The organism is Agrococcus sp. SCSIO52902 (genome assembly GCF_022983135.1).
In the GTDB taxonomy this organism is placed as follows: Bacteria; Actinomycetota; Actinomycetes; order Actinomycetales; family Microbacteriaceae; genus Agrococcus; species Agrococcus sediminis.
This window is the reverse complement of sequence record NZ_CP095269.1, coordinates 1,645,928-1,672,449: the sequence shown is the minus strand read 5'-3', so window position 1 is coordinate 1,672,449 and position 26,522 is coordinate 1,645,928. Positions and strand designations below refer to the sequence as shown.

The window sequence follows — 26,522 nt, the reverse complement described above, 5'->3', positions numbered from 1 at the left end:
GGGTCGACTACAGGCCGTTGAAGCCACGCTGCTGGTTGCGCACGCCCGTGTCGGCGCCCGGCTGCTGATCGCGCTCGTCGTTGCCGCCCGCGGTGTGCGGGTCATCGTACGTGCGCACGCCGGAGCCGGTGAGGTTGCGCCAGAAGCGCCCCAAGCGCTGCGCGAGCGTGAGCTTCTTCGCCATCGTCACTCCCAGTCGTCGTCGCCGGTGTCGACGATGCGGTCGGTGCCCTCGGGGAGCACCGTGTCGTCGACGCCGTTGTCGTCGGTGTCGACGCCCGCCTGCGTGCCGCCGTGCTCGTCGGGGATGTCGGCGGGGTCGTCGCCCTCGAACTCCTCGTCGCGCGCCTCGGAGCCCTCGGGGGCGTCGTCGTCGTCGATCTCGTCGAGCTCGTCGGTCGCGAGCACGCGGTCGTCGTCGGCGGGCTCCCCCATCGACTCGTCGAAGTCCTCGCCGTCGGCCATCTGGTCGGCCCACTGGTCGGGGTCGGAGTCGCCGCCGCCGTCGACCGGCGTCGTCGAGATGGCGCCGCTCGCCTCGGGGGCGTCGTCGACCTGGTCGCGGTCGATCTCGCTCGCCTGACGGACGGCATCCGTGGGGTTGGCGGTGTCCTCGCCTCGAAGCTGATCAGTCATGGTGCGAGCGTATCGACGGGCGCTGGGAGTCCGCCAGGAGATCCGGTCAGCGCTGGCGGCTGGGGCGCAGCTCCTTGGGGAGCGAGAAGATGAGGTCCTCCTCGGCGGTGCGCACCTCGGTGACGTCGCGGTAGCCGGCGTCCTCGAGCTCGGCGAGCACCTCGCGCACGAGGCCCTCGGGCACGCTCGCGCCGCTCGTCACGCCGACGCTGCGCACGCCCTCGAGCCACTCCTGCTGGATCTCGGTCGAGAAGTCGACGCGGTAGGCGGCCTTCGCCCCGTACTCGAGCGCGACCTCGACGAGGCGCACCGAGTTCGAGGAGTTGGCGCTGCCGACCACGATCACGAGGTCGGCGTCGGCCGCCACCTTCTTGATCGCGACCTGGCGGTTCTGGGTGGCGTAGCAGATGTCGTCGCTCGGCGGGTCCTGCAGGTTGGGGAACCGCGCGCGCAGCCGGCGCACCGTCTCCATCGTCTCGTCGACCGAGAGCGTGGTCTGGCTGAGCCAGACGAGCCGGTCGGGATCCTGCACCTGCACGGTGTCGGCCTCGTCGGGGTTGTTGACGATCGTGACCCGGTCGGGCGCGTGGCCCGCGGTGCCCTCGACCTCCTCGTGCCCCTCGTGGCCGACGAGCAGGATCTGGAAGTCGTCGCGCGCGAAGCGCATCGCCTCGCGGTGCACCTTCGTCACGAGCGGGCACGTCGCGTCGATCGCCGACAGGCCACGGTCGGTGGCGGCCTGCACGACGGCCGGGCTCACCCCGTGCGCGCTGAAGATGACCCGCGCGCCCTCGGGCACCGCATCCACCTCGTCGACGAAGATCGCGCCCTCGCGCTCGAGCTCGGCGACGACGTGCTTGTTGTGCACGATCTGCTTGCGCACGTAGATCGGCGCGCCGTGCTGCTCGAGCGCCTTCTCGACCGCGAGCACCGCGCGGTCGACGCCGGCGCAGTAGCCGCGCGGCGTGGCCAGCAGGATGCGCTTGCCGCCCTCGACGGGGAGGTCCTGGAGCCGACCCCGGCGGAGCGCCGGACGCGGGGCGTCGAGCGGGACTCGTCCGTTCGTGATCGTCACCGGTCCAGTCTACGTTGGTCTCCGATGGGCCGCCTGGGCGGCGGGGCGCGACGACGGGAGCGGCATGGCCGAGCGGATCACCGGCACGCCCGACGAGCCGTGGAGCGTCGAGCGCCTGGGCGCCGAGCTGAAGTCGTACATCGGCCGGCTCGGCCACCTGTGGGTCGAGGGCGAGATCACGCAGTGGTCGAACTCGCGCGGCAACGTCTTCGGCAAGCTGAAGGATGTCTCCGGCGACTCCACCGTCGCCTTCAACGTCTGGTCGTCGACGCTCTCGCGCATGGAGGGCGAGTTCTCGCAGGGCGACCGCGTCGTCGCGCTCGTGAAGCCCGACTACTGGCCGCGCGGCGGCACGCTGTCGATGGTGACGGCGCAGCTGCGGCACGTCGGCATCGGCGACCTGCTCGCGCGCCTCGAGGCGCTGCGCCGGTCGCTCGCCGCCGAGGGCCTCTTCGACGCGGCGCGCAAGCGCCCCCTCCCCTTCCTGCCCGGCGTGGTCGGGCTCATCACCGGGCGCGACTCCGACGCCGAGAAGGACGTGCTGCGCAACGCCCAGCTGCGCTGGCCGGGCGTGCGGTTCCGGGTCGAGCACGCCGCGGTGCAGGGCGACCAGACCGTGCCGACGGTGCTCGCCGCGCTCGCGCGGCTCGAGGCCGACCCCGAGGTCGACGTGATCGTGATCGCGCGCGGCGGCGGCGACTTCCAGAACCTGCTCGGCTTCAGCGACGAGTCGCTCGTGCGCGCGGTGGCCGCCGCGACCACGCCGGTCGTGTCGGCGATCGGCCACGAGAACGACCGCCCGCTGCTCGACGACGTCGCCGACCTGCGCGCATCCACGCCGACGGATGCGGCGAAGCGGGTCGTGCCGGACGTCGCCGAGGAGCTCTCCCGCATCGCGCAGGCGCGGGCGATGCTGCGCGCGAGGGTCACGCAGCACGTCGCCCGCGAGGCCGAGCGGCTCGAGTCGTTCCGCTCGCGGCCGGCGCTCGCGCGGCCCGAGACGATGATCGAGAGCCGCGCCGACGACCTCGCGCGGCTCACCGCGCGCGCCGACGAGCTCGCCGGGCGCGTCGTCGAACTGGGCGGCCAGCAGCTCGGCCACCTGCGGCAGACGCTGCGCGCGCTCAGCCCGCAGTCGACGCTCGACCGCGGCTACGCGGTCGTGCAGGCGGAAGGCGGGTCGGTGCTGCGCGCTGCGGACGCGGCCCGACCCGGCGACCGCCTGCTGGTCACCGTCGCGTCCGGCAGCCTCGACGCATCCGTCGTCGCCGTGCGTCCCGACGACGCCGCGACCGCCTGACGGCCGTCAGCGCCCGCGTCTAGACTGGCTCCGTGACCTCCCCCGACTCCCCGTCGCCCGCCGACGCGCCCGTCACCGAGCTCGGCTACGAGCAGGCGCGCGACGAGCTCGTGCGCGTCGTGCAGGCGCTCGAGTCGGGCGGCGCGACCCTCGAGGAGTCGCTCGCGCTGTGGGAGCGGGGCAGCGCCCTCGCCGACCGCTGCGAGGAGTGGCTGCAGGGCGCGAAGGCCCGGCTCGACGCCGCGCGCGCCACGGCGCCCGCCCCGACCGCCGACGGCGCCGAGCGGGCATGAGCCGCAAGCAGCCCCGCACGCCCCGCGTCGTCGCCGAGCTCGGCCGCCCCGAGACGCCCGAGGAGACCGCCGCCCGCAAGGCGGCCGCGTCGCGCCGCCACCGCGAGAACCAGACGTTCAGCAACCTCGTCGTCGCCGTCGTCGCGTGCCTCGCGGTCGTGCTGGTGATGGTGCTCGTGGTGCTGCGCCCCGACGTCTCCCCGCGCGAGCCGATCGACGTCGCGGCCGCGGCCGCCGCGGCCCAGCCGACCGTCGACGAGGCGCTCATCGCGCCCGACCTGCCCGAGGGATGGGCGTCGAACGCCGCCGAGATCCGCACCGGCGGCGACGACGTCACCACGTGGTACGCCGGCTACGTGACGCCCGGCGAGCAGTTCCTCTCCTTCACGCAGGCGCTCGACGCGAACCCGACCTGGCTCGCCTCCGCGATCGAGGAGGCGCCGCAGACCGGCGAGCGCGAGATCGGCAGCCTGACCTGGCGCGAGCACGACCAGCGCGACGCCGAGGATCCCGGCAACCTCGCCTACGTCCTCACGACCGAGGCCGGCGCATCCACCGTCGTCATCGCCGGCACCGCCGACGACGCCGAGGTGCAGGCCTTCGCCGAGGCCGTGAGCGCCGAGCTCGCGGCTGGCGAGTGACCCGGCACGACCACCCCACCACCCGACCAGGAGGCACGACGACGTGAACGCGCAGGACGAGTACCGCATCGAGCACGACACCATGGGCGAGGTGCGCGTGCCCAAGCACGCGCTCTACGCCGCCCAGACGCAGCGCGCGGTCGAGAACTTCCCCATCTCGGGCTCGGGCCTGGAGCCCGCGCAGATCGTCGCCCTCGCACGCATCAAGCGCGCCGCCGCCATCGCCAACCGCGAGCTCGGCATCCTCGAGGCCGACGTCGCCGACGCCATCGTCGCCGCGGCCGACGAGGTCATCGGCGGCGCGCACCACGACCAGTTCCCCGTCGACACCTACCAGACCGGCTCCGGCACCTCCTCGAACATGAACATGAACGAGGTGCTCGCGACGCTCGCGACGAAGCACCGGGGCGAGGCCGTCCACCCCAACGACCACGTGAACGCCTCGCAGTCGTCGAACGACGTCTTCCCCACCTCGGTGCACATCGCGGTCACCGGCGCGCTCGTCGAGCAGGCGATCCCCGCGCTCGAGCACCTCGCGGGCGCGCTCGAGGAGAAGGCGGCGCTCTGGGCCGACGCCGTGAAGCCGGGTCGCACGCACCTCATGGACGCGACCCCCGTCACGCTCGGCCAGGAGTTCGGCGGCTACGCCGCGCAGGTGCGCTACGGCATCGAGCGCATCGAGGCCGCGCTCCCCCGCGTCGCCGAGGTGCCGCAGGGCGGCACGGCCGTCGGCACCGGCATCAACACGCCGCTCGGCTTCCCCGAGCAGGTCATCGCCGAGATCGCCGCGTCGAGCGGGCTGCCGATCACCGAGGCGCGCAACCACTTCGAGGCGCAGGCCAACCGCGACGGCCTCGTCGAGGCATCCGGGGCGCTCCGCACCATCGCCGTGTCGCTCACGAAGATCAACAACGACCTGCGCTGGATGGGCTCGGGCCCCAACACGGGCCTCGGCGAGCTGCGCATCCCCGACCTGCAGCCGGGCTCGTCGATCATGCCCGGCAAGGTCAACCCCGTCGTGCCCGAGGCCGTGCTGATGGTGTGCGCGCGCATCATCGGCAACGACGCGACCGTCGCGTGGGCCGGCGCCTCGGGCTCGTTCGAGCTCAACGTGCAGATCCCGGTGATGGGCACGGCGCTGCTCGAGTCGATCCGCCTGCTCTCGAACGCCTCGCGCGTGCTCGCCGACAAGACGATCGCCGGCCTCGAGGCCGACATCGAGCGGGCCGCCGCGCTCGCCGGCATGAGCCCATCGATCGTGACGCCCCTCAACCGCCTGATCGGCTACGAGGCGGCGGCGAAGATCGCGAAGCACTCGGTCGCCCAGGGCATCACGGTGCGCGAGGCCGTGATCGACCTCGGCTACGTCGAGCGCGGCGAGCTCACCGAGGCCGACCTCGACACGGCGCTCGACCTGCTCTCGATGACGCACCCGGGCGTCGCGAAGTAGTCCCGCTCCCGTCATCGCGAACGTCCCCGAGCTGCGGGTTCCTCCCCTGGAGACCCGTAGGTCGGGGATTCTCGCCATCTCGAGCCGGATCTGGCCGCCGCGTGGGACGGATCGTGTCGGGACGCGCATGTGCAGGGTGCACGGACGACCCTGGAGGGGATCATGGACCACCTCGACTCGAGACTGCGCGATGCCGACCCCTGGCGCGCACTGCGCGAGCGCACCCGCGACGACGGCTCCGTACGCGCCGCCGCGTCGGCGCTCGTGCGCGACGCTCGGGCCTCCGCCGACGCTCCAGCGGCGCGTCGGCGCGGCAGCAGGCGGATCGCGATCGCCGCGGCGGCTGCTGCGCTGATCGCGGCGCCCGCGGGCATCGCGTGGGCGGCCGGAGGGCTGCAGGGCGCGCTCGGCGAGTGGCTGGGTGTCGGTCCGCTCACGAGCCCGACGGTGCGCTCGGCGCCCACAACCGGCGAGGGGTGCGTCGTCGGCGCCTGGCTCGCTCCGCGCCCCGAGGGCGACGATGGCGCGACCCTCGAGTTCACGTGGACACCCGATCTGATCGCGCTGACCGGGACGAGCGGCGACATCTCCCCGCCGCAGCACCTCTCGATCGTCTGGCTGGGCGAGGACCAGCGCGCGCCGTTCGACCAGCGCGCGTTCGACCGGGTGGCGACCTGGGCCTCCGCCCAGGACTGGGACACGGAGGTGGACGCCCTCGTCGAGGCGGGCACCCCGACCGACGAGCTCGCGATCGCGCTCGGCGACCGCTTCGTGGAGGCCGGCACGGCCGCGGGCGTGCTGCCCGAGGAGTCGGCAGCGCTCGTCACGAGCACCGTCTGCGGCACCGATGGCTGAGCGCGACGATCGCCTGACCGCGCTCGTGGCCGACGCCGCCGACGATCTGCTCGGCTACTTCCTGCGCCGCGTCCCCGCTCCGGAGGACGCCGCGGACCTGCTCGGCGAGACGCTGCTCGCGCTCGCCGCCGGCGCGGACCGCATCCCCCACGCTCCCGTCGACGCCCGCCGCTGGGCGTTCGGCGTCGCCCGCCGCACGCTGCTGGCCGGGCGCAGGCGGCACGTCCAGCGCGCACAGCGCGATGCCGCGCGGATCGATGCGCTGCGCATGGCGGCGATCGACGCCGCAGGGCACCCGGGCTCCGACCGCGACCTCGAGCGGCGCCGCGTCCGCGAGGCCGTGCAGACGCTGCCGGAGCGCGACCGCGAGCTGCTGATGCTCGTGCACTGGGACGGGTTCAGCCTCCAGGAGGCCGCGCGGCACCTGGGCATCCGGCCGTCCACGGCCAGCACGCGGCACGCACGGGCGAAGGCGGCGCTGCGCGTCCTGCTGGCCGCTGCGCCGAGCGCGGCCGCCGAGCAGGATCCGGACCCCAGCGTCCGTCCGGGCGTCGCGACGTAGCCCGCTCCGGTCATCGCATCTAGGGTGGGCGGATGCGCTATCCCGAGGTGAAGAGAGACAGCACGGTCGAGCAGGTCCACGGGGAGGCGATCGCCGACCCCTACCGCTGGCTGGAGGACGGCGACTCCGCGGAGACGCGCGCGTTCATCGAGGCGCAGAACGCGTTCGCCGAGCCGATCCTCGCGGCGCTGCCGGCGCGCGGCGCCTTCCGCGCGCTGCTGACGGGGCTGCTCGAGGCGCCCACGCGCGGCTGCCCCTGGATCCGCGGCGGGCGCGCCTTCGCCTGGCACTCCGACGGCCAGAACCAGCCGGTGCTCATCACCGCCGACTCCGTCGACGAGCTCGAGGGCGGCCGCGTGCTGCTCGACCCCAATGCGCTCTCCGACGACGGCACCGTCGCGGTCACGGTCGCCTCGGTCTCCCCCGACGGCGCGCTGCTCGCCTACGGCCTCGCCGACGGCGGCTCCGACTGGCGCACGATCCGGGTGCGCGACGTCGCCACCGGCGAGGACCTCGGCGACGAGATCCCGTGGTCGAAGTGGAACTCGCCCGTCTGGCTGCCCGGCGACCGCGCCTTCAGCTACTGGGCGTACGATGCGCCCACCGGCGACGCCCTCACCGAGGAGATGGGCGCGGGCCGGCTCATGCGGCACGAGATCGGCGCCGACGTCGCCGACGACGCGATCCTCTTCTCGCGCCCCGACGAGGCGCGGCTCTTCGCTCGCCACTGGCCGCGCCACGACGAGTGGTTCGTGCTCTCGACCGACACCGGCTCGTCGAGCGGCAACGACCTCGCCGCCCGCCGCCACGGCGACGAGGCGCTGCGCCAGCTGGTCACCGGCAACGAGCACGAGTGGAACGCCATCGGCGTCCGCGACGGGCGGCTGTTCGCCGTCACCGACGAGGGCGCGCCGCGCTACCGGCTCGCGGCGTTCGACCTGACGACGGGCGAGCAGCGCGCCGTCGTGCCCGAGCACCCCGAGGACGTGCTCCTCGACGCCGCGCTCACCGCATCCGGCCTCGTGCTCGAGTACTCGCACGACGCGAGCCACCGCATGCAGCTGGCGACGCTCGACGGCGAGCTCGGCGACCACGTGCCGCTCGGCGAGGGCGTCTCGATCACCGGGTCCGAGACGAGCGCGACGAGCGACAGGGTGCTCGTGTCGACCTCGAGCTTCGTCGACCGCGGCACGCGGCACGTCGTCGAGACGCACGGCGCTCGGCTCGTCGCGCACCGCACGCTGCCCACCCCGGGCCCGGCCGCGCCCGCGGCGACGACCACGCGCGTCCGCACCGCCTCCTCCGACGGCGCGACGGTGCCCGCGTTCCTGGTGCGCCCCGAGGGCGACGCCGGCGACGCGCCGCGACCGACGCTCATCTGGGGCTACGGCGGCTTCAACATCCCGATGAACCCCGGCTTCCGGGCGGTGCTCGCCGCCTGGGTCGCCGCGGGCGGCGTGCTCGTGGTGCCGAACCTCCGCGGCGGCGGCGAGTTCGGCTCCGAGTGGCACAAGGGCGGCACGAAGGAGCGCAAGCAGCAGGTCTTCGACGACCTGTACGCGATCGCCGAGCACCTCGTCGCGACCGGCGTCACCAGCCCCGAGCAGCTCGCGCTCCACGGCCGCTCGAACGGCGGGCTGCTCGCCGGCGCCGCGCTCACCCAGCGCCCCGAGCTGTGGGCGGCGGTGCTGCCGGGCGTCGGCGTGCTCGACATGCTGCGCTACCACCGCTTCACGATCGGCTGGGCGTGGGCGAGCGACTACGGCGACCCCGACGAGCCGCAGGCGCACCCCTACCTGCGGGCCTACTCGCCGCTGCACAACGTGCGCGAGGGCGTCGCGCACCCGCCGACCCTCATCACCACCGGCGACCACGACGACCGCGTCGTGCCCGCCCATTCGTTCAAGTTCGCCGCCGAGCTGCAGCGCGCGCAGCAGGCGTCGGGCTCGGATGCGCCGGTGCTGCTGAGCGTCGACACCCGGGCCGGGCACGGCATGGGCAAGCCGAAGGATGCGGCGGCGCTCGAGTTCGCCGACCAGCTGGCGTTCGCGGCGCACCACACGGGGCTCGGCGTGCAGGAGCTGGATGCGCCAGGGCTGGACGCGCGCGGGCTCGAGGTTCCGGGGCGCGAGGTGGACGACAGCCGGGCGGCCGGCGCGTGATCGCCTCCGCCGCCGAGTGGGAGCGGCGCGTCGCGGCGCTCTGGGTCGACGAGGCCGTCGACGACGAGGCGCGCATCGCCGCCATGCGGGCGCTCGCCGCCGAGGCGCCGGAGCTCTCTGCGGGCCTCTTCGAGCTCGCCGGCGCGCACGACGCGGCGGGTCGCGAGCGGCAGGCGGACGCCCTCTACCGCGCCGCGGTCGAGGAGGGACTGCCGGAGGCCGACCCGGCGCGCGAGGCGCAGCGGGTCGTGCAGCACGCGTCGACGCTGCGGAACCTCGGCCGCCTCGACGAGGCGATCGCGCTGCTCGAGGGCGCCGCGCCGCACCCGTCGACGGGCGCCGGCCGCGAGGCGTTCCTCGCGCTCGCGCTGCACAGCGCCGGCCGCCACGACGAGGCGCTGCGCGTCGCGCTCGAGGCGCTCGGGCCGACGCTGCCGCGCTACCGCACCTCGGTGCTCGCCTATGCGGCCGAGCTCACCCCGCCGCCCGCCTGACGCATCCGGCCCGCACGCGTCCGTCGGGCGGCCTCAGCGCCGCAGGACGAGGCGCGAGAGCCCGTTGCCGACCGCCTGCACGATCTGCGTGATGATGATGATGATCACCAGCGCGCTCCAGGTGACGACGGGCTCGAACTGGCGGAAGCCGTACGAGAGCGCATAGTCGCCGAGTCCGTCGCCGCCGACGATGCCCGCGACCGCCGACATGTCGATGAGCGCCACGATCGCGAAGGTGAAGCCGAGGATGAGCGGGCCGAAGGCCTCCGGCAGGATCACGGTGCCGATGATGCGCCACGGCCCCGCGCCCATCGCGCGTGCCGCCTCGATCACACCCGGGTCGACCGAGACCAGGTTCTGCTCGACGATCCGCGCGATACCGAACGTCGCGGCGATCGCGATCGAGAACACGATCATCTCGTTGCCGATGCCGGTGCCGATCACCAGCCGCGCGATCGGCTGCATGGCGGCGAGGAAGATGATGAAGGGGATGGGCCGGAAGGTGTTGACGAGCACGTTCAGGACCCAGAAGACGATCGGCTGCTCGAGCACGCCGCCCTTGCGGGTGACGTAGAGCGCCGTGCCCACCACGAGCCCCGCGCTGCCGCCGAAGAGCAGCGAGAGGGCGACGAGCCACAGCGTGATCCCCGTCTGCTCGAGGAGCGCCGGCAGGAGCCCGGTGATCTGGTCGATGAGCTCGTTCATGCGTGCACCTCCTGCACGGTGACGCCCTCGCCGATGTCGGCGAGCGCGCTCTCGACGGCCTCGGCGTGGCCGCGCACCGCGATCGTCAGCAGTCCGTAGACGCGGCCCTGGATGTCGTCCACGCCGCCGTGGACGAGCTGGAAGTCGACGCCCGCGCGCGCGAGGGCGCCGAACACGCGCGCGTCGGATGCGCCCGCGTCGTTGAACGAGATGGTGAAGAGCCGGCCTTCATGGCGCGCGCGCAGCGCCTGCAGCGCCTCGCCGTCAGGCAGCGCTCGCACGACCGTGCGCACGAAGCGCTTGGCGGTGTCGGTCTGCGGGCGGGTGAACACGTCGTAGGTGTCGCCCGTCTCGACGACGCGGCCGCGGTCCATCACCGCGACCCGGCCCGCGATGCGAGCGATGACATCCATCTCGTGGGTGATGACGACGATCGTCACGCCGAGCTCGCGGTTGACGCGCGCGAGCAGGTCGAGCACCTCATCGGTGGTCTCCGGGTCGAGCGCGCTCGTCGCCTCGTCGGCGAGGAGGATCGAGGGGGATGCGGCGAGCGCCCGGGCGATGCCCACCCGCTGCTGCTGTCCTCCGGAGAGCTGCTCCGGGTACGCGTCGGCCTTGTCCTCGAGACCGACGAAGCGCAGCAGCTCGTCGACGCGTGCTGCCCGCTCCGCTCGCGCCATGCGGGCGACCTCGAGCGGGTAGGCGACGTTCCCGCGGATCGTCCGCGAGCGCAGCAGGTTGAAGCGCTGGAAGATCATGCCGATCCCCTGCCGCACGCGGCGCAGCTCGGCAGCGGGCAGCGCGGTGATGTCGACGCCGTCGACCTCGATCGACCCGGCCGAGACGGGCTCGAGGCCGTTGATCAGGCGCACGAGCGTCGACTTGCCGGCGCCGGAGTAGCCGATCACGCCGAAGACGTCGCCGCGCTCGATCGAGGCGGTGACGCTGTCGACGGCGACGACAGGGTCGCCGCCCCGCCGCGTGGGCGGGTAGGTCTTGCTGACGTCGGTGAGCTGGATGTGGGGCATGGCGCCTTCGGGTCGTCGGGGATGGAGCGGTCGCGGCAGTCGGGCGCGACCGCGCGGGCCCGGGCGATCGCCGGGCCCGCGGTCGGTCTCAGCCTTGCGCCTGCAGCGTCTCCTGCACCTCGGCGAGCGACGCCTGGAGGTCGCCGGCGGGCGTGGTGGCGAACACCGCCGTACCGCCGGAGACCTCCTGCAGGCCGTCGAGCACCTCCTGGTTTCCCTGGAAGATCTCGACGAGCTGCAGCAGCACCTCGTCGTCGGCGTCCTCGGCCCGCGTCGCGAAGATGTTCACGTAGGGCAGCGCAGCCTCGTCGCTCGGGTCGTCCGCGACGAGCGCGTCCTGCGCGGTGAGGCCGGCCGGGCCGAGGAAGTCGTTGTTCACGACCGCCGCCGCGACGTCGGGCAGCGAGTTGACGGTGAGGGCCGCGTCGACCGCCTCCACCTGCACGCGTGACGAGGGCAGGACGTCCTCGAGCGTCGACACGGGGCTGCCGCCGTCGGCGAGCTCGATGAGCCCGGCCGACTGCAGCACGAGCAGGCCGCGGGCCTGGTTGACCGTGTCGTTCGGCACGACGACCGTCTCGCCGTCCTGGATCTCCTCGACCGACGCGTACTTGTCGGAGTAGAGCCCGAGCGGGTAGATCGCGGTCGCGCCGATCGGCTGGAGGTCCTCGCCGGACGACACGTTGTAGTCGGCGAGGTACTGGATGTGCTGGAACTGGTTCACATCGAGCTCGCCCTCGCTGAGGGCCGGGTTCGGCTGCGTGTACTCGGTGAAGTCGACGATCTCGAGCTGGATGCCCTCGGCCTCGACGGCCTCCTCGTAGACCGCCCAGTACGGGTCGGACGCACCGACGACGCCGAGCTGCACCGGGTTCTCCTCGGACCCGAGCGCCGCGTCGGCGCCGCCGGAGGCGCTGCAGCCGACGAGGGCGACAGCGAGGCCGAGCGTGCCGGCGATGGCGAGCGGGCGGATGCGACGGGTGGTCATGGCGGCTCCTTCGTGCTGGGGATGTGCCTCCACGGTAGGAACCGGCCGCGAGCGTCGGCCAGCCGGGCCGTCACGGGGCGTCACACAGCGCGGCAGCGCGCGGGCGCACCGCGCCGCCGGTCAGGACGCCGCGACCGCGATGCCGCACCCGACGAGCAGCCAGGGTCCGAAGGCGACCGTGCGGCGGCCCACCGCGAGCGCGGCGGCGCCCGCGAGCCCGCCGACCACGACGGATGCGCCGAGGCCGACGAGCGGCGCGGCCCAGCCGAGCGTCGCGGTCGCGAGCGCGAGGCCCGCGCCCAGCTTGACGTCGCCCATCCCCAAGCCGCCGACCGCCGCCATCGCCAGGAGCAGCAGTGCGCACGCGAGCCCGACGAGCGGCGACAGGTCGCCCGCGGCGAGCCTGGCCGCGGCGGCGAGCGCCGCCACCGCGAGCAGCGGCAGCGTGAGCGCGTTCGGCAGCCGTCGCTCGGAGAGGTCGGTGCGGGTGAGCGCCGGTGCCACGAGCGACGCGGCCGCGAGCGCGACGACGGCCGCCGCATCCGCTCCCCCGGCCACGAGCACCCACGCGGTCGCGGCCGCGAGCGGCAGCCCGAGCGCGTCGACGGGTCGCAGCCGCAGCGGCTGTAGCATCGGCGGGGCGTCGGCGGCCAGGGTGCTCGTCACGCCGCCACGGTAGCCAGGGCGTGGGTGGCCGCGCGGGCGCTCTCCACAGCGCCGCAGCCGAACGCCGCGCGTGCGGTACGGATCCGTGGGTCGCGCGGACTCGCACCCGCGGATCCGTACCGGAGATCGCGGCCGCGGCCGCGCCGGCTCAGGCGGGCTCGTGGTGGCGCATGCCGGTCACCGCGTGGCGCGTGCGGCGCTCGAGCTCGCGCGCCTCCGCCGCGTCGTGCAGCGACCGGCGGGCGCGGCGCGCCAGCACGAGCGACAGCGCGCCGAGCACGGGACCGACGAGCAGCACGAGCACCGTCGGCACGACGACGAGCGGCGACTCCCCCTCGACCGGCCAGGTGAGCCAGAGCGGCTGCATGCCGATGCCGACCACCGCGGCGACGATGTCGCCCATCACGCCGAGCACGGCCAGCGACGCGACCCGCTCGACGGGGCGCCAGGCCGCGACCACCTCGGCGCCGCCCTCCTCGAGGGCGTCGCGCCGCAGCTGCGCGCGGCTCACGACGATGGTGAGCAGCGCGATCGCCGCGCAGAGCGCCGCGATGATGGCGATGCCGGGGCTGCCGAGCGCGTCCCCCACCGCGTCGGCCCAGCGCGCCCCGCCCTCGGCGGCGTCGAGCGCCTGCGCGCGCAGCACCGGGACACCCACCACGGCGAGCACGAGGAGGGCGGCGAGGGCGGCGGCGAGCCAGCCGGTGGGGATGCGCGCGAGCATGTTCAGAGCATCGTGCACCGGCCCCCTCGCGACAAGCACCCTGGCCCGCGACACGCCCGGGATGCACGGCATCGGGCGCGCTGCAACCGATCCGGGGCGTCGATGCGATATGGGGGCAGACGGCGCACGGTGCGCCGCAGACTGCAAGGAGATCACCATGAAGCGCAAGCTCGCGATCGGCGCCGGCGCCGCTCTCGCTCTGGCGACGCTCGGCGGCGCACCCGCGTTCGCGGACAGCCACGAGTCCACCGTCTCGGTGCTGCACGCCGTCCCCGGCCTCACCGTCGACGTCTACATCAATGGCGACGAGGCCATCAGCGACTTCGAGCCCGGCACCCTCACCGACCCGATGATGCTCGCCGCAGGCAGCTACGACATCCAGGTCTTCGCCGACGGCGAGACCCCCGACTCGGGCGAGCCTGCCATCGAGGCCATGGGCGTGGAGGTGCCCGGCGGCGCCAACCTGACGCTCGTCGCCCACCTGACCGAGAGCGGCGAGCCGACCCTCGGCGCGTTCGCGAACGACACCGAGCCCGTCGCCGCCGGTGAGGCCCGCCTCACGGTGCGCCACCTGGCCGCCGCACCGACCGTCGACATTCGCGCGAACGAGAGCGTCGTCGTCGAGGGCCTGTCGAACCCCGATGAGGCCTCGCTCGAGACCGCAGCCGGCACCGTGTCGGCCGACGTGGTGCTCACCGGCACCTCCGACGTCGCGATCGGCCCGGCCGACCTCGAGCTCGCTGAGGGCGTCAACACCATCGTGACCGCGTGGGGCAGCGCCGAGGACGGCAACCTGGCGCTCGCGGTGCAGACGGTCGAGGCGCACAGCGCCCCGAGCGGCGTTCCCTCGGGCCTCGGCGGCGCTGCGCAGCAGTCGGCGCTGACGGCTCTGCTCGCCTTCGCGGCGGCGCTCGGCCTGGCCACCGTCGCGGTGCGCCAGCAGCGCCTCGCCAAGGAGCGCGGCTGATCATGCGCACCACGGACGGGCTCTCGCCGCGCACCGCGCGGCGGGAGCCCGCTCGGCGCGCGCAGGGGCGTCGCGCCGTGGCGCTCGTCGCGGCCGTCGCCGCGGTGGGCGCGGCGGCGTTCGGCATCTGGCAGCTGATCCCGCGGCCGGTCGAGCCGTCGGCGCCGAGCGTGGGCGCCCCGGCCACGGCGGCGCCGACCCCCGCCGCGTCGCCCGACGCGTCGAGCGAGGCGCAGGCGGCTGCCGTGCCGACCGGCGTCGGCACGCGCGACGCCTCCCCGGGCGCGGCGGCGGCGGTCGATGCGCCGACCGAGGTGCGCGTGCCCTCCGTGGGCCTCGCGCTCGACGTCATCCCGGTCGGGGTGCGCGAGGACGGCCAGATGGATGTGCCCGAGCTCGTGCGCGAGGTGGGCTGGTACCGCTTCGGGCCGGAGCCGGGCGCGGCCGAAGGCTCCTCGGTGCTCGCCGCGCACGTCGACAGCGACCTGGGCCCGGCGCCCATGTCGGAGATCCTGGATGCGGTCCCGGGCGAGGCGGTCGAGATCACGACGGACTCGGGCGACCAGCTGCGCTACCGCATCACGACCGTCGAGCAGCTCTCGAAGGACGAGCTGCCGCTCGACGCGATCTTCGCCCGCGACGGCGACCACGTGCTGCGCCTCATCACGTGCGGCGGCGAGTGGGACGCGGCCGCGGGCGCCTACGAGGACAACATCGTCGTCACGGCCGTGCCCGATGCCTCGTGACCGGGTGGCGGCCCATGACCGCGCGGAGAGGGTGATACGTTCTGGCCGTGTCGAGCGAGGAGGCGTCGGAGGTCGAGGTGCTGTCACGCGCCTTCGCCGAGGACGCCTCGCCGGAGGTGCTGCGGCAGGCGTACGAGCGCTGGGGCGGCCTGGTCTACGCGCTCGCGTGCCGGGCGATGCCGGCGCACGACGCCGAGGACGTCGTGCAGCAGACGTTCGTGTCGGTGTGGCGGTCGCGGCAGTCGTACGACCCCGCCTCGGGTCCGCTCGGGGCGTGGATCGTCACGATCGCCCGGCGGCGGATCGCCGACCACTGGAAGGCGCGCTCGGCGAGCGAGCTGGCCGTGGATCCGGAGACGCTCGCAGGAGCGCTCGATCGAGGTGAGGGGGACCCGGTGCTCGACGCGGTGCAGGATTCGCTGACGGTGCAGGAGGAGCTCGAGCACATCGGCGAGCCCCAGCGCACCATCGTGCGGCTCGCCGTGCTGGAGGACCGCTCGACCGCCTGGATCGCCGATTCGCTCGCGATGCCGGTCGGCACCGTGAAGAGCCACCTGTCGCGGGCACTGCGACGGCTGAGGGACCGATGGGAGGAGACGCATGCAGCATCTGCCTGACGAGACGCTCGCCGCGCTCGCCCTGGGCGAGGCCGCCGACGGCGCCCCGCACCTCGACGACTGCCCCGCGTGCCGGTCCGAGGTCGACTCGCTGCGCTCCACGGCCGACCGCTTCCGGCTCGCCGACCTGCCGGCGCTGCCGCCGCCCGCGGGCGTCTGGGATCGCATCGCTGCCGAGATCGCGACCGACCTGCCCGCCGACGCCGACGCGCCCGTGACGGCCGGCGCATCCGCCGTGCCCCCGGCGCTGCCCTTCACGCCGTCGTCCGGCGCCGCCCGAGGCCTCGAGGAGGGCGCGGAGGTCACCTCGATCGACGTCGCCCGCCGACGCCGCCGCCGCTTCAGCGCCGGCGCGCTCATCGCGGCCTGCGCCGCCTCGGCCGCGGTCGCGGCGAGCGCGGCCGTCGTGGTCGTGACCCAGATCACCGGCGAGCCGCGCTCGATCGGCGTCTCGGAGGCGACGCTCGACCCGCTCGGCGAGCTCGGCCCGAGCGTGACGCCCGCGCGCGCCGAGGTCGTCGAGCAGGACGGCCAGCGCCTGCTCGTCGTCGACGCCGACGCGCTGCCCGAGGTCGACGGCTACCTCGACGTCTGGCTGCTCGACGCCGACGCGCAGCAGATGGTGAGCCTCGGCGTCATGGACCGCGAGACGACGCAGCTCGCGCTGCCGGCCGACCTCGACCTGGCCGCCTACCCGATCGTCGACGTGTCGGTCGAGCCGTACGACGGCGACCCGACGCACAGCGGCAACAGCGTCTGGCGGGGCGCGCTCGGCGGCTGATCCCGCTCAGCGGTGCGGCCAGCGCCGCAGCGCCGACTCGATCGCCGCGAGCGTGCGCGGCGGCACGGGCGCGACGAGCTCGAGCACCGGCTCGCCGCGGCCGCCGGCGGGCAGTCGCCACGTGCCGACCGCCACGCCGTCGACGAGCACCACCGGCCGGAAGACGCCGTTGCCGCCCGGCACGATCGCCTGCATCGCCGCCGCGCTCACCGCGAGCGAGCGGTCGCCGTAGCCCAGCAGCCACTCGTCGAACCCGGGCACGAGCAGGACCCCGGAGCGCGGCGCCTCGGCGGCCCCGGCCGCCACCAGCATCTCGACCCCGTCGACCAGCACCTGCTCGAGCACGCCGCGATCGGGGTCGGATGCGCGCTCGAGCGCCGCGCGGACGGGCCGCTTGGGCAGTCCCGTCCACCACGCCGCATCGTCGGCCCGCGCGGGGCCGCGCGCCGCCGCCCAGCGGGCGAGCGCCTCGTCGAGCGCGGCGGCGGGCTCGGGCACCTCGGGCGGCGGCCCGCCGACGAGCAGCTGCTCGGAGCCCTCGAACGGCCCGAAGCGCACGAGCCCGTCGTAGGCCGAGAGTGCCAGCAGGTGGTAGCCGCGCCCGCCGCCTGTCGCGATGCCCGCCGCCTCCCACGCCGCCAGCAGCGCGCGTCGCGCGACGGGTCCCGGCGCGAGCACCGCGCGCAGCACGGCCGCGGCCGCGTCGGCGGTCGGCGCGTCGATGCCGCGCGCCGCGCACATGCGCCACTCCTGCGGCCGCAGGCGATCGACGGTCGCGGCGTGCAGCACCGCGAGGTCGTCGGGGGTCGCGACGAAGAGCGTGCCGCGCATCGCCCACGACCGCACCAGCGCGCCCGCGTCGAACGCGGCGCGCACGTCGGCGAGCCCGGTGCCGGGCGCCGAGCGGATCGCGATCGCGCGCAGCACCTGCGGCAGGTCCTGCCCCTGCATCGCGACCATGCGACGCACGACGTCGGCCGGCGCGCGCCGCGAGCCGCGCACCTCCTGCGCGGCGACGCGCATGCGGCGCGCCTGGGCTGCGGTCAGCGACCTCGGAGCGGCCATGCGGCCACGCTAGCCGTGCCCGCCCACGCGCGCCCGCGCATCCGTTCGCCCGCGCCGCCGACCCGTTCCACCGCCGCCGACCCGGTGCACCGGGTCCAGCAGGGTGGAACGGGTCGGCGTGGGCGGCGCTCAGCCCTCCAGCAGGCTCGTCACGAGCGCGGCGATGCGCGAGCGCTCGCTGCGCGTGAGCGTGATGTGGCCGAAGAGCTCGTTGCCCTTGAGCGTCTCGATCACGCTCGCGACGCCGTCGTGGCGGCCGACCCGCAGGTTGTCGCGCTGCGCGACGTCGTGCGTGAGCACGACGCGCGAGTTCTGGCCGATGCGGCTCAGCACCGTCAGCAGCACGTTGCGCTCGAGCGACTGCGCCTCGTCGACGATCACGAACGCGTCGTGCAGCGAGCGCCCGCGGATGTGCGTGAGCGGCAGCACCTCGAGCATGCCCCGATCGGCGACCTCGTCGAGCACGTTGTCGCTCACGAGCGCGCCCAGCGTGTCGTAGATCGCCTGACCCCAGGGGTTCATCTTCTCGTCCTTGTCGCCGGGCAGGTAGCCGAGCTCCTGGCCGCCGACCGCGTACAGCGGGCGGAAGACGATCACCTTCTTGTGCAGCCGCCGCTCGAGCACCGCCTCGAGGCCCGCGGCGAGCGCGAGCGCCGACTTGCCCGTGCCGGCCGAGCCGCCGAGCGAGACGATCCCGACCTGCTCGTCGAGCAGCAGGTCGATCGCGAGGCGCTGCTCGGCCGAGCGGCCGTGCACGCCGAAGACGTCGCGGTCGCCGCGCACGAGCGTGATCTCGCCGGCGCGGGTGACGCGGCCGAGCGCCGAGCCGCGCTCGGAGGAGATCACGAGGCCCGTGTTGACCGGCATGCCGGCCACCGCATCCGTCTCGAGCCGCTCGTCCTCGTACAGCCGGTTGATCTGCTCGCCCGAGAGCGCGAGCTCGGCCGTGCCCATCCAGCCCGAGTCGACGGCCTGCTCGGCGAGGTACTCCTCGGCGGCGAGGCCGATCGAGGCCGCCTTGACGCGCATCGGCATGTCCTTCGACACGACGCAGACGTCGAGGCCGTCGCCGGCGAGGTTCGACGCGACGGCGAGGATGCGCGAGTCGTTGTCGCCCAGCTGCAGGCCGCTGGGCAGCACCTGCTGGTTCGTGTGGTTGAGCTCGACCCGCAGGCTGCCGCCGCCCTCGGTCGGCACCGGGAAGTCGAGCCGCTCGTGCGCGACGCGCAGGTCGTCGAGGTTGCGCAGGGCCTTGCGGGCGAAGTAGCCGATCTCGGGATCGTGCCGCTTCTTCTCGAGCTCGGCGATCACGATCACGGGGATCACGACGGAGTGCTCGGCGAAGCGGTGGATCGCCCCCGGGTCGGACAGCAGCACGCTCGTGTCGAGCACGTAGGTGCGCTGGCGGGTGTCGGTCGTCTCGACCTCGACGGAGCCGCTGGCGGGGGTGGTGGCGATCTCAGGCACGTGGCGCTCCCTTCCGACCGGGGTCGGATTTCACGCGGCCGTCGCCTCCCGTGGTGCTCGCTGGCGCGAAGGCCGCTCGCTCGCCGGGCGGAGATGCCCGACACCGCCGAATGTACGCTCGCGCGGCGGGATCGCCCGGCGACACACGGATGCGCGGCGCGTGTTCACGCGCTCGTCACGCAGCGTTCGGTCAGCGCCCGTAGCGGCGCTCGCGCAGCCCGTAGGCGCGCACTGCGCGCAGGAAGTCGACCTCGCGGAGGTCGGGCCCGAGCGCCTCGACGAAGTAGAACTCGCTGTGGGCGCTCTGCCAGAGCATGAAGTCGCTCAGCCGCTGCTCGCCGGACGTGCGGATGACGAGATCGGGGTCGGGCTGCCCCGCGGTCGAGAGGTGCTCGGCGATGAGCTCGGGCGTGAGCCGCTCGGCGAGCTCGGCGGGCGTCGCCGCGCCGGCCGACGAGAGGATGCGGCGCACCGCCTCGACCAGCTCGTGGCGCCCGCCGTAGCCGACGGCGAGGTTGACGCAGATGCCCTGCTGGTCGGCGCTGCGCGCGACGGCGCCCTCGAGCGCCGCGACCAGCGGCGCGGGCAGGCCGGCGGTGTCGCCGACGTGGCGGATGCGCCGGCCGGGGATGCGGGAGAGGTCGTCGGCGAGCTCGGCGATGATCTCGCACAGCTCGCCGAGCTCGGCGCTCGCCCGGCCCGTGAGGTTGTCGCGCGAGAGCAGGTAGAGCGTCACGACCTCCACGTCGATCTCGGCGCACCAGTCGACGAACTCGCGCAGCCGCGCGGCCCCGGCCCGGTGCCCGTGGCCGGCGGTGGCGAGGTTCTGCTCGCGCGCCCACCGGCGGTTGCCGTCGATGATCATGGCGATGTGGCGCGGCACGGCGACCCGCCGCAGGTCGCGCCGCAGCCGCCGCTCGTAGTAGCGGTAGACGAGGCGGGAGCCTGGGGCGCTGCGGAGTCGCACAGACCGCAATCTATCGGCTGCGCTCGCGAGGATGCTCGCCGCGGCACTGCGTACGCCGTACGCTGTAGGCATGGCATCCACGACCGAGCCCGAGCGCCACGAGGTGCGATCGAGCGAGCCCGAGACCCCGCACCTGCCGCTCATCGAGGCAGCGGGCGACGCGATCGCCGAGGCCGCGATCGAGCACAAGCCCACCTGGCGCGGGTGGATCCACGCTGGCACCGCTCCCCTCGCGCTCATCGCCGGCATCGTGCTCGTCATCGTCGCCGACGGCGCGCTCGCGAAGACCGCATCCGCCGTCTTCGCGCTCTCGAGCGTGCTGCTGTTCGGCATCTCGGCGGTCTACCACCGCTTCCACTGGCAGGAGCGCACGCGCGTGCTGCTGAAGCGCCTCGACCACGCCAACATCTTCCTGCTCATCGCCGGCAGCTACACGCCGATCTCGCTGCTCACCCTGCCCTCGCCGACCGACTGGATCCTGCTGAGCGTCGTCTGGGGCGGCGCGATCGTGGGCATCGCCTTCCGCGTCTTCTGGCTGGGCGCGCCGCGCTGGCTCTACGTGCCGATCTACCTCGCGCTCGGCTGGGCGGCGGTCGCGTTCCTGCCGCAGATCTGGGCCGCGAACGCGGTCACCGCGATGCTCGTCATCGCGGGCGGGCTCGCCTACTCGGTGGGCGCCGTGATCTACGGCATGAAGAAGCCGAACCCGTTCCCCGGCCGCTTCGGCTTCCACGAGATCTTCCACGTCTGCACCGTGATCGCGTTCCTGTGCCACTGGACGGCCATCCTGCTCGTCGCGGTCGCGCCGCCCGCCTGAACCCCGCGCGGCTCGGGGCGCGCTCCCAGCCGTCGCCGCCCGCATCCGCTTAGCGTGGGAGGGCCATGCGCACGACCCGCCTCGCGGCAGCCGCCGCCGCTCTCGCCGCCGTCCTCGCCGTCGGCGGATGCGTCATCCTGCCGCCGCCACTCCCCGGCGAGATCACGCTGCCGCCGACCACGCCGCTGCCGGTGCCGTCGCCGACGACGCAGCCGCAGCAGGGCGAGGCGCTGCCGGTCGAGCCCGACGAGCCCATCACCGACGCCGACGAGACCGGCGCCGACACCGGCGAGCTGTACGCGGGCTCGCGCGGCGAGACCGTCGACGGCTACCTGCCCGACGCCGCGTTCGACGTGGTGCTCGAGCCGACCCGCGGCACGGCGGCGGTGCAGCCCGGCATCGCGCTGCCCGTGCACGACGGCGGCGACGAGCTGCTGCCCGGGGAGGCCAACGGCACGAGCCGCAACCTGCTGCTGAGCACCGTCGGCAGGCTCGAGCTCAGCACCTCCGAGGGCGACTTCACCTGCACCGGCACCGTGATCAACAGCGACTCGGGGCTCATCGTGGCGACCGCCGCCCACTGCATCTTCGACGACGAGACGCGCGACTGGTACGACCGCATCCTCTTCGCCCCCGGCTACGAGCGCGGCGACACCCCGTACGGCGTGTGGGAGGCCGAGCGGTGGTGGGTGCCCGAGCAGTACCTCGAGGCCAACACGCGCTGGCTCGACGGCGCCGACGACGACGGCTGGATGGGCTTCGACTTCGGCTTCATCCGCTTCGCGCCGCAGGGCGGCCGCACCCTCGAGCAGGTCGTCGGCGGCCAGGGCATCAGCTTCACCGCCGAGACCAACGGCGTCGTGATCGCCGGATATCCGGGCAACGACCCCTTCGACTCGGAGGTGCTGCGGCACTGCGCCGAGGACCGGCTGAACTACGGCGCGGGCGGCGACGCCAACTACGGCGCCGACTGCGTCATGGGCGACGGCGCCTCGGGCTCCGGATGGGTGTCGAACGTCGACCCGGCGACCGGCGCCGGCCACATCACCGCCGTCTACTCCAACGGCGGCGACACCGGCGCCTACGGACCGCCGCTCGGCGTCACCGCCTGGAACGGGCTGCAGTCGATCGATTGAGCCCGGAGGGCTCAAGGTCGAGGAGCGCGCCGGCATCGCCGGCACGCGTCGCGAGACCCGCTACCGCGCCTCGTCGTCCTCGACCTGGCCGAACGCGCCCACCTTCGGCGCGGCCTTCGCCTGCTTCGTGGCCGCGCGCCGCTGCTCGCGGTTGCCGCTCGCGGCCCGCGCCTGCGCGGCGACGGCCGGGTTGCCGCTCTTCGCGCGCGCCTTGCCCGTCTCGGCGCCGAGCTCGTGGCCGGCGGCGTCGTGCACCGACGCCTCGCCGTCCTCGTCGGGGGCCGAGTAGGTGAGGCTCGTGGTGTCCTCCTCGACCTCCTCGAGGCCGCCGCCCTCGATCGCGGGCGCCTCGGGGCTCGCGCCCTGCTGCACCTTGACCTCGAGGTTGAAGAGGAACTGCACCGACTCCTCGCGGATCGCCGACATCATCTGCTGGTAGAGCGCGAAGCCCTCGTTCTGGTACTCCACCACCGGGTCGCGCTGCGCCATCGTGCGCAGGCCGATGCCCTCGCGCAGGTAGTCCATCTCGTACAGGTGGTCGCGCCACTTGCGGTCGATGACCGACAGCACGACGCGGCGCTCGAGCAGGCGCATCGCGGGCGAGCCGAGCGCCTCCTCGCGCTTCGCGTAGGCGATCTTCGCGTCGGAGACGAGCTGCTCGTAGAGGAAGTCGGCCGTCAGGCGCGGCTGCGCCTCGGCGACGACCTCGTCGATCGTGATGCCGACCGGGTAGATCGTGCGCAGCTCGGTCCAGAGCGCCTCGAGGTTCCACTCGTCGCTGTCGTTGCCGACCGCGTGCTCGTCGACGAGGTCGCGGATCGTGCCCTCGAGGAAGCCCTGCACGCGCCCCGCGAGGTCGTCGCCGTCGAGGATGTGCCGGCGGTCGGAGTAGATCGCCTCGCGCTGGCGGTTCATGACGTCGTCGTACTTCAGCACGTTCTTGCGCATCTCGGCGTTGCGCGCCTCGATCTGCGCCTGCGCCGAGCGGATGGTGCGGGTGAAGATCTTCGACTCGAGCGGGATCTCGTCCTCGTCGGCGTCGACCGCCATGAAGCGCTGCGCGACGGAGCCGCCGAACAGTCGCAGCAGGTCGTCCTGCATCGACAGGTAGAAGCGGCTCTCGCCAGGGTCGCCCTGGCGGCCGGAGCGGCCGCGCAGCTGGTTGTCGATGCGGCGCGACTCGTGGCGCTCGGTGCCGAGCACGTACAGGCCGCCCGCCTCGATCACCTTCGACGCCTCCGCCTCGACGGCGGCCTTCACCTCGGCGAAGACCTCGTCCCAGCGCTCCTCGTACTCGTCCGGCGTCTCGGAGGGGCTGAGGCCCAGCTCGGTCATGCGCGTGACGGCGAGGTGCTCGGCGTTGCCGCCGAGCATGATGTCGGTGCCGCGGCCGGCCATGTTCGTGGCGACGGTGACGGCGCCGAGGCGGCCCGCCTGCGCGACGATCGCGGCCTCGCGGGCGTGGTTCTTCGCGTTCAGCACCTCGTGCTTGACGCCGGCCTTGGCGAGCAGCCCCGAGAGGTACTCGCTCTTCTCGACGCTCGTCGTGCCGACCAGCACCGGCTGGCCGGCCTCGTGGCGCTCGACGATGTCGTCGACGACGTGCTTGAACTTGCCCTCGACGGTCGCGTAGACGAGGTCGGACTGGTCCTTGCGCTGCACGGGCTTGTTCGTCGGGATGGGGACGACGCCGAGCTTGTAGGTCGACATGAACTCGGCGGCCTCGGTCTCGGCGGTGCCGGTCATGCCCGCGAGCTTCGAGTAGAGGCGGAAGTAGTTCTGCAGGGTGACCGTCGCGACCGTCTGGTTCTCGGCCTTGATCTGCACCCCCTCCTTCGCCTCGATCGCCTGGTGGATGCCCTCGTTGAAGCGGCGGCCCTGCATGATGCGGCCGGTGTGCTCGTCGACGATGAGCACCTCGCCGTTCATGACGACGTAGTCGCTGTCGCGCTTGAACAGGGCCTTCGCCTTGAGCGCGGTGTTGAGGAAGGAGATGAGCGGCGTGTTCGCCGACTCGTAGAGGCTGTCGATGCCGAGGAGGTCCTCGACCCGCTCGATGCCGGGCTCGAGCACGCCGACCGTGCGCTTCTTCTCGTCGACCTCGTAGTCGACCTCGGGGCGCAGGCGCTTCGCGATGCGGGCGAACTCGCCGAACCAGCGGTTGGCCTCGCCGGCGGCGGGGCCGGAGATGATGAGCGGCGTGCGGGCCTCGTCGATGAGGATCGAGTCGACCTCGTCGACGATCGCGAAGCCGTGGCCGCGCTGGACCATCGCGTCCTTCGAGTGCGCCATGTTGTCGCGCAGGTAGTCGAAGCCGAACTCGTTGTTCGTGCCGTAGGTGACGTCGGCCGCGTACTGCTCCCGCCGCACCTCCGGCGTCTGGCCGGCGATGATGCATCCGGTCGTCATGCCGAGCGCCCGGAAGACGCGGCCCATGAGCTCGGACTGGTAGCTCGCGAGGTAGTCGTTGACCGTGACGATGTGCACGCCCTCGCCGGTGATCGCGTTGAGGTACGCGGCGATGGGGGCGACGAGCGTCTTGCCCTCACCGGTCTTCATCTCGGCGATGTTGCCGAGGTGCAGCGCCGCGGCGCCCATCACCTGCACGTCGTAGGGGCGCATGCCGAGCGTGCGCTTCGCGGCCTCGCGGACGGCCGCGAAGGCCTCGGGAAGCATCACGTCGAGCGCCTCGCCGTCGGCGTAGCGCTGGCGGAACTCGGCCGTCTCGCCGGCCAGCTCCTCGTCGGTGAGCTCCTCGAACGCGTCCTCGAGCGCGGCGACATCGGCGGCGATGCGCTCCAGGCGGCGGCGCAGCCGGCCCTCGCCGGCGCGCAGCATGTTCTCGAAGAAGTTGGGCACGAGGTGAGCCTTCCGTGCATCGGGGCGAGGTGGCGGTCCGGGAACCGACTGCCCATCGTAGCAACGCGTGCCGAGCGGCGTCCCAGCCATGGCCGGGACGCCGCGCGGAGGGGTCAGGAGGCGGCGCGCTCGGCGCTCGCCGCCGACTCGGCCTGCTCCTCGTCGAGGGAGATCACGCCGTACGACCAGCCCTTGCGCCGGTAGACGACGGCGCACTCGCCGCTCGCCTCGTCGACGAAGAGGTAGAAGGGGTGGCCGACGAGCTCCATCTGGTCGACCGCCTCGCGCACGCCCATGCGCTTCGCGGGGAAGCGCTTCTCGCGGATCACCACGGGCGACCACTCGTGCTCCTGCTCGCGATCGGGCTCGATCGTCGGCACGGAGCCCGTCGCGACCGCCTCGACGACGGCCGGGTCGGCGGGCGTGATGGCGACCTGCTCGAAGCCGTTCGCAGCCGCCTCTCGCAGCGGTGTGCGCTTGCGGGCGCTGTGGTCGTGGCGCTTGTCGTGGGCGCGCCTCGCGCGCTCCATGATGCGGTGGTAGGCGGAGTCGAAGGCCATGTACTTGTCGGGCCCGTCGGACTCGGCACGGATGATCGAGCCGGGCCCGTGGACGGTGATCTCGACCCGTCCGCCGGCGATCGCGGAGTGCGCATCCGCGTGGCGGGTGAGCTTGACGTCGAGGGCAGTCGCACGGGGCAGGAGCTGCGTGACCTTCGCCAGCTTCTCCTCCGCGTAGGCGCGGAAGCGGTCCGTGATGTCTGCGCCCTTGGCGCCGAACGTGATCTCCATAGTGGCCTCCCATGGGTAGGGCGTCGGCGCTTGCGGCTGCTGCGCCGACTTGCGTGCCGTCACTCTACCCCCGGCGCCCCGGGCTCAGCCGAGCGCTCCCGGAACCCGTCTCGGCACCCGCGCGACGGCGGCGATCGCGGCCGCATCGCACCCCGCCGCGCGCACCGCGCGCACCGCCTCGCGCATCGTCGCGCCGCTCGTGACGACGTCGTCGACGAGCACCACCGCCGCGCCCGCGAGGCGCTCCGCGGCGCGGCGCGGCAGCGCGAGCGTGCCCTGCGCGGCGCTCGCGCGCTCGTCGACGGAGCGCTCCTTCTGCGCGCCGCCGCCCGCGACGCGGCGCAGCGGCACGGCGCGCAGCCCCGCGCCCCGCAGCACGAGCTCGACCGGGTCGAACCCCCGCCGCCGCAGCCCGGCGCGGCTCGAGGGCACGCGCACGAGGGGTGCGGCGGGGGCCTGCGCGATCGCGAGCGCCAGGCCCGCGCCGAGGGCCCGAGACTCCGCCCGGCCGCCGTGCTCCTTGCACGCGGCCACGAGCATCCGCACCTTCCCCTCGTACGCGGCGGCCGCGACGAGCGGCACGCCGTCGACGTCGCCGCGCACGGGGTCGCCGGTGAGCAGCGCCGCGCACGGCGCGCACACCGCGACGTCGGGCGCGCCGCAGCCCGCGCACGCGACGGGCCACAGCACGCTCGCCGCCTCGCGCAGCGCGCCGCCGATCCCCATGCGC

28 protein-coding genes are annotated in these 26,522 nt (G+C 74.0%); 14 read left to right on the top strand and 14 right to left on the bottom strand.

Annotation, left to right across the window (positions count from 1 at the left end):
• Nucleotides 1–7: 7 nt before the first annotated feature.
• From MU522_RS08295 to MU522_RS08285, 3 genes are read right to left on the bottom strand one after another with little or no spacing between them, the layout of a single operon-like run.
• Nucleotides 8–184 carry a hypothetical protein gene (locus MU522_RS08295; RefSeq protein ID WP_246990588.1) on the bottom strand — a complete coding sequence of 59 codons (177 nt, stop codon included), beginning with the start codon at nt 182–184 and terminating at the stop codon, nt 8–10.
• A gap of 2 nt (nt 185–186) precedes the next feature.
• Nucleotides 187–636 carry a hypothetical protein gene (locus MU522_RS08290; RefSeq protein ID WP_128190606.1) on the bottom strand — a complete coding sequence of 150 codons (450 nt, stop codon included), beginning with the start codon at nt 634–636 and terminating at the stop codon, nt 187–189.
• Nucleotides 637–682: 46 nt separating this feature from the next.
• Entirely contained in the window at nt 683–1,705 is a 1,023-nt protein-coding gene (locus MU522_RS08285; RefSeq protein WP_128190608.1) for a 4-hydroxy-3-methylbut-2-enyl diphosphate reductase, read from the bottom strand.
• A 70-nt stretch (nt 1,706–1,775) separates the two neighbouring features.
• Here MU522_RS08285 and xseA point away from each other — a divergent pair, with 70 nt between their 5' ends.
• The 8 genes from xseA (at nt 1,776) to MU522_RS08245 (ending at nt 9,468) form a co-directional block, all read left to right on the top strand.
• The gene (gene xseA, locus MU522_RS08280) at nt 1,776–3,011 is read left to right on the top strand and encodes an exodeoxyribonuclease VII large subunit (RefSeq protein WP_246990587.1); all 1,236 of its coding nucleotides are present in this window, start codon (nt 1,776–1,778) and stop codon (nt 3,009–3,011) included.
• Nucleotides 3,012–3,043: 32 nt separating this feature from the next.
• Nucleotides 3,044–3,304, top strand: a complete 261-nt coding sequence (locus MU522_RS08275; protein WP_246990586.1) for an exodeoxyribonuclease VII small subunit — start codon at nt 3,044–3,046, stop codon at nt 3,302–3,304.
• Entirely contained in the window at nt 3,301–3,945 is a 645-nt protein-coding gene (locus MU522_RS08270; RefSeq protein WP_246990585.1) for a DUF4245 family protein, read from the top strand. The genes MU522_RS08275 and MU522_RS08270 overlap by 4 nt, the downstream gene beginning before the upstream one ends.
• 43 nt (nt 3,946–3,988) lie before the next feature.
• Nucleotides 3,989–5,395 carry a class II fumarate hydratase gene (locus tag MU522_RS08265; protein ID WP_281439986.1) on the top strand — a complete coding sequence of 469 codons (1,407 nt, stop codon included), beginning with the start codon at nt 3,989–3,991 and terminating at the stop codon, nt 5,393–5,395.
• 162 nt (nt 5,396–5,557) lie between these two features.
• Nucleotides 5,558–6,250, top strand: coding sequence for a hypothetical protein (locus tag MU522_RS08260; RefSeq protein ID WP_246990584.1), 693 nt, complete (start codon nt 5,558–5,560; stop codon nt 6,248–6,250).
• Nucleotides 6,243–6,812, top strand: coding sequence for a sigma-70 family RNA polymerase sigma factor (locus MU522_RS08255; RefSeq protein WP_246990583.1), 570 nt, complete (start codon nt 6,243–6,245; stop codon nt 6,810–6,812). The genes MU522_RS08260 and MU522_RS08255 overlap by 8 nt, the downstream gene beginning before the upstream one ends.
• 32 nt (nt 6,813–6,844) lie before the next feature.
• Nucleotides 6,845–8,974, top strand: coding sequence for a prolyl oligopeptidase family serine peptidase (locus MU522_RS08250; RefSeq protein WP_246990582.1), 2,130 nt, complete (start codon nt 6,845–6,847; stop codon nt 8,972–8,974).
• Nucleotides 8,971–9,468: a tetratricopeptide repeat protein gene (locus MU522_RS08245; protein ID WP_246990581.1), complete on the top strand. Its 498-nt coding sequence runs from the start codon at nt 8,971–8,973 to the stop codon at nt 9,466–9,468. Before MU522_RS08250 ends, MU522_RS08245 begins: the two co-directional genes overlap by 4 nt.
• Before the next feature lie 33 nt (nt 9,469–9,501).
• Here the strand turns inward: MU522_RS08245 and MU522_RS08240 are convergent, their stop codons facing one another.
• From MU522_RS08240 to MU522_RS08220, 5 genes are all read right to left on the bottom strand, one after another.
• Nucleotides 9,502–10,173, bottom strand: coding sequence for a methionine ABC transporter permease (locus MU522_RS08240; protein ID WP_246990580.1), 672 nt, complete (start codon nt 10,171–10,173; stop codon nt 9,502–9,504).
• Entirely contained in the window at nt 10,170–11,201 is a 1,032-nt protein-coding gene (locus MU522_RS08235) for an ATP-binding cassette domain-containing protein (RefSeq protein ID WP_246990579.1), read from the bottom strand. The genes MU522_RS08240 and MU522_RS08235 overlap by 4 nt, the downstream gene beginning before the upstream one ends.
• A gap of 88 nt (nt 11,202–11,289) precedes the next feature.
• Nucleotides 11,290–12,189 carry a MetQ/NlpA family ABC transporter substrate-binding protein gene (locus tag MU522_RS08230; protein ID WP_246990578.1) on the bottom strand — a complete coding sequence of 300 codons (900 nt, stop codon included), beginning with the start codon at nt 12,187–12,189 and terminating at the stop codon, nt 11,290–11,292.
• Nucleotides 12,190–12,309: 120 nt separating this feature from the next.
• Complete coding sequence (locus MU522_RS08225) at nt 12,310–12,855, bottom strand: prepilin peptidase (RefSeq protein ID WP_246990577.1); 546 nt, start codon at nt 12,853–12,855, stop codon at nt 12,310–12,312.
• Nucleotides 12,856–13,003: 148 nt separating this feature from the next.
• Nucleotides 13,004–13,579 carry a hypothetical protein gene (locus MU522_RS08220; protein WP_246990576.1) on the bottom strand — a complete coding sequence of 192 codons (576 nt, stop codon included), beginning with the start codon at nt 13,577–13,579 and terminating at the stop codon, nt 13,004–13,006.
• A 157-nt stretch (nt 13,580–13,736) separates the two neighbouring features.
• Between MU522_RS08220 and MU522_RS08215 the strand changes: the two genes are divergently transcribed.
• The 4 genes from MU522_RS08215 to MU522_RS08200 are packed head-to-tail and all read left to right on the top strand — an operon-like array spanning nt 13,737 to nt 16,690.
• Nucleotides 13,737–14,546 carry a DUF4397 domain-containing protein gene (locus tag MU522_RS08215; RefSeq protein ID WP_246990575.1) on the top strand — a complete coding sequence of 270 codons (810 nt, stop codon included), beginning with the start codon at nt 13,737–13,739 and terminating at the stop codon, nt 14,544–14,546.
• Nucleotides 14,547–14,548: 2 nt separating this feature from the next.
• Nucleotides 14,549–15,292, top strand: a complete 744-nt coding sequence (locus MU522_RS08210; protein WP_246990574.1) for a class F sortase — start codon at nt 14,549–14,551, stop codon at nt 15,290–15,292.
• 47 nt (nt 15,293–15,339) lie between these two features.
• A complete protein-coding gene (locus tag MU522_RS08205) occupies nt 15,340–15,909 on the top strand; it encodes a sigma-70 family RNA polymerase sigma factor (RefSeq protein WP_164877178.1) in 570 nt (189 codons plus the stop codon).
• Complete coding sequence (locus MU522_RS08200) at nt 15,893–16,690, top strand: anti-sigma factor (RefSeq protein ID WP_246990573.1); 798 nt, start codon at nt 15,893–15,895, stop codon at nt 16,688–16,690. The genes MU522_RS08205 and MU522_RS08200 overlap by 17 nt, the downstream gene beginning before the upstream one ends.
• A 6-nt stretch (nt 16,691–16,696) precedes the next feature.
• Here the strand turns inward: MU522_RS08200 and MU522_RS08195 are convergent, their stop codons facing one another.
• From MU522_RS08195 to uppS, 3 genes are all read right to left on the bottom strand, one after another.
• Nucleotides 16,697–17,755, bottom strand: coding sequence for a crosslink repair DNA glycosylase YcaQ family protein (locus MU522_RS08195; protein ID WP_246990572.1), 1,059 nt, complete (start codon nt 17,753–17,755; stop codon nt 16,697–16,699).
• A 129-nt stretch (nt 17,756–17,884) separates the two neighbouring features.
• Nucleotides 17,885–19,213, bottom strand: coding sequence for a PhoH family protein (locus MU522_RS08190; RefSeq protein WP_225792811.1), 1,329 nt, complete (start codon nt 19,211–19,213; stop codon nt 17,885–17,887).
• Between the two features lie 199 nt (nt 19,214–19,412).
• Complete coding sequence (gene uppS / locus MU522_RS08185) at nt 19,413–20,189, bottom strand: polyprenyl diphosphate synthase (RefSeq protein WP_225792795.1); 777 nt, start codon at nt 20,187–20,189, stop codon at nt 19,413–19,415.
• A gap of 70 nt (nt 20,190–20,259) precedes the next feature.
• On the opposite strand from uppS, the gene MU522_RS08180 reads away from it, so the two are divergent.
• Together MU522_RS08180 and MU522_RS08175 are read left to right on the top strand one after the other, a co-directional pair.
• On the top strand, nt 20,260–21,006 hold the full coding sequence (locus MU522_RS08180; RefSeq protein ID WP_246990571.1) for a hemolysin III family protein: 747 nt from the start codon (nt 20,260–20,262) through the stop codon (nt 21,004–21,006).
• A gap of 65 nt (nt 21,007–21,071) precedes the next feature.
• A complete protein-coding gene (locus MU522_RS08175) occupies nt 21,072–22,142 on the top strand; it encodes a hypothetical protein (protein ID WP_246990570.1) in 1,071 nt (356 codons plus the stop codon).
• A gap of 60 nt (nt 22,143–22,202) precedes the next feature.
• On the opposite strand, the gene secA is transcribed toward MU522_RS08175, so the two are convergent.
• The 3 genes from secA to MU522_RS08160 form a co-directional block, all read right to left on the bottom strand.
• A complete protein-coding gene (gene secA / locus MU522_RS08170; RefSeq protein WP_146357093.1) occupies nt 22,203–25,001 on the bottom strand; it encodes a preprotein translocase subunit SecA in 2,799 nt (932 codons plus the stop codon).
• A gap of 113 nt (nt 25,002–25,114) precedes the next feature.
• The gene (gene raiA, locus MU522_RS08165; protein WP_128190651.1) at nt 25,115–25,792 is read right to left on the bottom strand and encodes a ribosome-associated translation inhibitor RaiA; all 678 of its coding nucleotides are present in this window, start codon (nt 25,790–25,792) and stop codon (nt 25,115–25,117) included.
• Nucleotides 25,793–25,876: 84 nt separating this feature from the next.
• Entirely contained in the window at nt 25,877–26,518 is a 642-nt protein-coding gene (locus MU522_RS08160; protein ID WP_246990569.1) for a phosphoribosyltransferase family protein, read from the bottom strand.
• Nucleotides 26,519–26,522: the final 4 nt, after the last annotated feature.